This window comes from Streptomyces europaeiscabiei, from assembly GCF_001550375.1.
GTDB lineage: Bacteria > Actinomycetota > Actinomycetes > Streptomycetales > Streptomycetaceae > Streptomyces > Streptomyces europaeiscabiei.
This window is the reverse complement of sequence record NZ_LRTR01000071.1, coordinates 1-5,164: the sequence shown is the minus strand read 5'-3', so window position 1 is coordinate 5,164 and position 5,164 is coordinate 1. Positions and strand designations below refer to the sequence as shown.

Below are 5,164 nucleotides of genomic sequence, written 5' to 3'. Positions count from 1 at the left end.
CACCGCACCCGGAACAGCCGCCGGTGTACCCGGGCGTGCCCGGCGGCCCGGACGCGTTCGCGCTGGACCAGCTGGCCACCGACGCGGCCGCCCGCGCCCACACGCTGCTCACCACGGGACGCGACCCGGTGGCCGAGCTGACGTTGTGGCAGGACGCGGTACGAGTCGCCGCCGCCCGTCCCGGCTCCGGCCTCACGGCCACGACCCGCGCCCTCTATTCCTCCCTGGCCGCAGCCACCGGGCGCACCCCGGCCGAGCTGGCCCGCGCGGTCGCCGCCTGGCGCCAGGGCGGCCTCGAAGGGCTGGCCGTCCTGGAGGAACCCTGGGACCCGCCGGCCGGCCGCTTCGACCGCGCCCGCCCCCTTCTCCTCGCCGCCGACCTCCCGGCCTTCCGCCCCCGGCGCAACCACCTCACCCACCCCCGCGGCCACGTCCAGCTCCGCCTCGGCCGCGACGGCCTCTGGTACGCGTACGAGTCCGAACCGGGCCACGACGACTGGTGGCCCAGAGGCATACCGGACCTCGACCCGGTGGGGGCGCTGACAGGTCTGGGAGCGACCGACGACTGACGGTCGACCGCACCCACACGCCGCACCCGGCCTGCAAAGGCGACACGCAACGCGCGACACCCGACCTCGACGCGCGACACCCGACCTCGACACGCGACACGCAGGGATATTTGTTCGATGCCTGTGTCGGTCATCCCGTGGGGGCGGCTTCCCCAGCCCTTGACCTGCGCTCCGGTGAAGACGATGTGAGGGTTGCCCGCTGATGTCCTGGAGCCGTCCGGGCTGATTCGGGGGCCTGGGACCGAGCACCGAGGAAGGGACGTTAGCGTGGAGCGGTGAGTGAGACGCAGACCCCCGCCCTCCAGTACCGGTTCGACGGGCCGGACGACGCCCCGGTCCTGATCCTCGGACCCTCGCTCGGCACGACCTGGCACATGTGGGATCGCCAGATCCCCGAGCTGATCAAACAATGGCGGATCTTCCGCTTCGACCTGCCGGGCCACGGCGGTGCGCCCGCGTACCCCGGCGGCTCGGTCACCGAGTTGGCCGCCCGGCTGCTGGCCACGCTCGACGCCGTCGGGGTGCAGCGGTTCGGCTACGCGGGCTGCGCGCTCGGCGGCGCCATCGGGGTCGAGCTCGCGCTGCGCCACCCCGAACGCATCGCCTCGCTCGCACTGATCGCAGCCTCGCCCCGCTTCGGTACGGCCGACGAGTTCCGTCAGCGCGGGGTGATCGTCCGGACCAACGGCCTCGACCCGATCGCCCGTACGTCCCCGGACCGCTGGTTCACCGGCGGGTTCGCGGCGGCGCAGCCCGCGATCACCGAGTGGGCCGTGCAGATGGTCCGCACCACCGACCCCGGCTGCTACATCGCCGCCTGCGAGGCGCTCGCCTCGTTCGACGTGCGCGCCGAGCTGGGCCGCATCGGCGTCCCCACCCTCGTCCTCGTCGGCTCCGACGACCAGGTCACGGGCCCCGCCGAGGCCCGTACGCTTGTCGCTGGCATCCCGGACGCCCGGCTCGCCGTCGTCCCCGGCGCCTCGCACCTCGTGCCGGTCGAACAGCCCGCCGCCGTCACCGACCTTCTCGTACGCCACTTCTCCACGGCGTGGCAGCCCGCCTACGACTCCACCACCGGCCAGGTCGCCATCCAGGCGGCCCCGGTCAAGCCGGCCCTGGCCGCCGTCCCGCCGCAGACCGGACCGGTCGCCGAGATCGCCCCGGCCGCCGCCCAGCCCGAGGCGCTGGGGAGACCGGACCCCTACGACGCGGGGCTCAAGGTCCGCCGCGAGGTGCTCGGCGACGCGCATGTCGACCGGGCGCTGACCTCGGCGGACGATTTCTCCGGCGACTTCCAGGAGTTCATCACCCGCTACGCCTGGGGCGAGATCTGGGACCGGCCCGGCCTCGACCGCCGCTCCCGCAGCTGTGTCACGCTGACCGCCCTCGTCGCCGGCGGACACCTGGACGAACTCGCCTTCCACACCCGCGCCGCGCTCCGTAACGGCCTCACCCCGAACGAGATCAAGGAAGTCCTCCTCCAGGCCGCCGTCTACTGCGGGGTGCCGGCCGCGAACAGCGCGTTCCGCGTGGCCCAGCAGGTCATCCGCGAGGAGACCACCCCCGCGGAGTGATCCCCGGTCGGGAGCCACGGCCTCCGGTGGGCCCGGCACCGGTGGCCGGAGGCAGGATGGACCCATGAAGCTCACGAAGAAGTCGCACGCCTGTGTCCGTCTGGAGAAGGACGGACGCACGCTCGTCATCGACCCGGGCGGGTTCAGCGAGGAGGACGCCGCGATCGGCGCGGACGCCGTCCTGGTCACCCACGAGCACGCCGACCACTTCGACGAGGGGCGGCTGCGGGCGGCCCTGGAGGGCAACCCGGCCGCCGAGATCTGGACGCTGCGGTCCGTCGCCGAGAAGATCTCCGCGGCCTTCCCGGGCCGGGTGCACACGGTCGGCCACGGCGACACGTTCACCGCCGCGGGCTTCGACGTCCAGGTCCACGGCGAACTCCACGCCGTCATCCACCCGGACATCCCGCGCATCACCAACGTCGGTTACCTCGTCGACGGCGGCCGCGTCTTCCACCCCGGCGACGCCCTCACCGTCCCCGACCACGCCGTCGAGACGCTGATGCTCCCCGTCATGGCCCCCTGGAACAAGATCTCCGAGGTCATCGACTACGTCCGCGAGGTCAAGCCCCAGCGCGCGTACGACATCCACGACGCCCTCCTCACCGATCTCGCCCGCCCCATCTACGACCGCCAGATCGGCGCCCTGGGCGGCGCGGAGCACCTGCGCCTGGCTCCCGGTACCTCGGCGGACGTCTGAGCGACGGGCACGTCGTCGCCCACGACCGGGCGGAACCGGCGTTGTCGGACCCGCCCGGTAGGTTGTGCGGCATGCGCATCGCGACCTGGAACGTGAACTCGATCACCGCCCGCCTCCCGAGGCTCCTGGCCTGGCTGGAGAGCAGCGGCACGGACGTGCTCTGCCTCCAGGAGGCCAAGATCGCCGAGGACGGCTTCCCGTCCGACGCGCTGCGCGAGGCGGGCTACGAGGCGGCGGTGCACGCGACGGGCCGGTGGAACGGCGTGGCGGTGATCTCCCGGGTGGGCCTGGAGGACGTGGTCAAGGGCCTTCCCGGAGACCCCGGCTACGACGGCGTCGTGGAGCCCCGCGCGATCTCCGCGACCTGCGGCCCGGTCCGCGTCTGGTCGGTGTACGTGCCGAACGGCCGCGAGGTCGACCACCCGCACTACGCGTACAAGCTCCAGTGGTTCGAGGCCCTCAAGGCCACCGTCGCGGGCGACGCGGCCGGCAGCCGCCCCTTCGCCGTCCTGGGTGACTACAACGTGGCGCCGACGGACGACGACGTGTACGACGTCGCCGCCTTCGAGGGCCTCACCCACGTCACCCCCGCCGAGCGCGCCGCCCTCGCCTCCCTCCGCGAGGCCGGCCTCTCCGACGTCGTCCCGCGCCCCCTCAAGTACGAGCACCCTTTCACGTACTGGGACTACCGCCAGCTCTGCTTCCCGAAGAACCGGGGCATGCGCATCGACCTCGTCTACGGCAACGAGGCGTTCGCGAAGGCCGTGACCGACTCGTACGTGGACCGGGAGGAGCGGAAGGGCAAGGGCGCCTCCGACCACGCGCCGGTCGTGGTGGACCTGGACGTGTAGTTCGCCGCGGACTCAGAGAAGCTTCAGGTCCACGGACTCGGCGAGCGCCGCCAGCCCCGCTTCGTTCGGATGCAGATGGTCCCCGCTGTCGTAGGCGGGAAGCAGCCGGGCCGGGCGGTCGGGGTCGCGCAGCACCACGTCGAAGTCGAGGACCCCGTCGAAGTCCTCGTTGTCCCGGATCCAGTCGTTCACCGCGACCCGCTGGGCGTCGGCGGCGGGTGTGCACCGGGCCTCGCCCTCGCACGGCACGATCGTCGCCACGAGTACGCGCAGGCCCCGCTCGTGCCCCCGGGCCGCGATCTCCCGCAGCCCGGCGACGACCTCGTCCGCCGTCGCGCCCCAGCGGACGTCGTTGACGCCCTGGAAGACGACGACGGTACGGGCGGAGGTCTGTGCGAGGACGTCACGGTCGAGGCGGTGCAGGGCGCTCACGCCGCCCGTGTCGCTGGAGACACCGTCCCCGGGGTAGCGGTCGGTGACCACACGGTTCGCCGAGATCCCCTGGTTGAGGACCCCGTAGCGCGGGACCTCGTCCTGGCTCAGCAGCCGCCCGGCCAGCACGTCCGGCCACCGCCGGTTCCCGTCGACCGTCGCCTTCTCCCCGTCGGTGATCGAGTCCCCGAGGAGCACGACGGAGCCCGGCCCGCCGCCCACGTCCACACCGGTCAGCAGCGGCCAGGTCGTGAGCGTCGAGGTGTACGCGGCCGCCGAGGCGTCGCCGGCGTGGTCGCCCGGCCCGCTCAGGTACGACGTCTGCTGGGCGAGCCGGTGCACGGGCGCGGCCGTCACCGTTCCCGGCAGGTGGAAGCTCACCAACAGGTTGCTGTCCGCAGGCACCTCGAAGCCCAGCGGGTCGCTGAACGCCTGCGCGCCCGCCGGGATCCCGGTGCCCGCCGCGCCCCCGAACGTCAGCGCCACAGGCGTGCTCCGGGCGGTCGCTCCCGCCGCCTGCAACGCCACCGTCGCGCTCCCCACCCGTACCGGTGCCGACGCGAAGGTGTTGTCGAGCCGGATCCGCACCCGGGGCCCGCCCGCCGAGGTGTGCACGACGAGCCGCAGCGTCCGGTCGGTCCAGGGGCCGACGGCCGTGTAGCCGGAGGGGGACGCGGCCCAACCGCCGGTCCAGCCGCGCGCCTCGGGGCGCACCGACACATCGAACACATGCAGGTCCCGGTGGTGCGGCAGGGTTACGGAGGCGACCTCACGGCCCCGCGTGACCGGCACGGTGACGACGTACAGCCGTGCCTTCTCGGCGAGTTGACCGCCGGGCGTGTTGATGTGGGGGAGCGCCACGGCCTTGGTGGCGAGCGGGCCGGTGCGCCAGTGGGGGGCGGTGAGGCGGTACGCGGAGCGGGCGCCGCTCGTGTAGCGGACCGTCCCGGTGCCGGTGGCTTCGGTGCCGCCCGTGGCGGCGACGAGGAAGGCGAGGGCGTCGCCCCGGCCCCGTACCCGGACGGACTGGCCGGCGGC

General features: G+C 73.5%; 4 protein-coding genes and 1 pseudogene. 4 read left to right on the top strand and 1 reads right to left on the bottom strand.

What is annotated here, in order from left to right; translation table 11 throughout:
• The 4 genes and pseudogenes from AWZ10_RS03155 to AWZ10_RS03140 all read left to right on the top strand — a co-directional run.
• Positions 1-569, top strand: a pseudogene (locus AWZ10_RS03155) (SWIM zinc finger family protein); the annotation flags it as partial.
• Positions 570-844: 275 nt separating this feature from the next.
• Positions 845-2,143, top strand: a complete 1,299-nt coding sequence (gene pcaDC / locus AWZ10_RS03150) for a bifunctional 3-oxoadipate enol-lactonase/4-carboxymuconolactone decarboxylase PcaDC (RefSeq protein WP_046706976.1) — start codon at positions 845-847, stop codon at positions 2,141-2,143.
• Positions 2,144-2,207: 64 nt separating this feature from the next.
• Positions 2,208-2,843 (top strand): MBL fold metallo-hydrolase, encoded by a 636-nt coding sequence (locus tag AWZ10_RS03145; RefSeq protein ID WP_046706977.1) that lies wholly within the window; start codon positions 2,208-2,210, stop codon positions 2,841-2,843.
• 71 nt (positions 2,844-2,914) lie between these two features.
• Positions 2,915-3,694, top strand: coding sequence for an exodeoxyribonuclease III (locus tag AWZ10_RS03140; RefSeq protein WP_046706978.1), 780 nt, complete (start codon positions 2,915-2,917; stop codon positions 3,692-3,694).
• Between the two features lie 12 nt (positions 3,695-3,706).
• Here AWZ10_RS03140 and AWZ10_RS03135 read toward each other — a convergent pair.
• Positions 3,707-5,164 (bottom strand): SGNH/GDSL hydrolase family protein (locus AWZ10_RS03135; RefSeq protein ID WP_060890380.1); only part of this gene is annotated, 1,458 nt, incomplete at its 5' end.

Bases quoted from the DNA above. Each gene is read 5' to 3' on its own strand.
- AWZ10_RS03145 (WP_046706977.1), top strand. From the start codon at position 2,208: ATGAAGCTCACGAAGAAGTCGCACGCCTGTGTCCGTCTGGAGAAGGAC.
- AWZ10_RS03140 (WP_046706978.1), top strand. From the start codon at position 2,915: ATGCGCATCGCGACCTGGAACGTGAACTCGATCACCGCCCGCCTCCCG.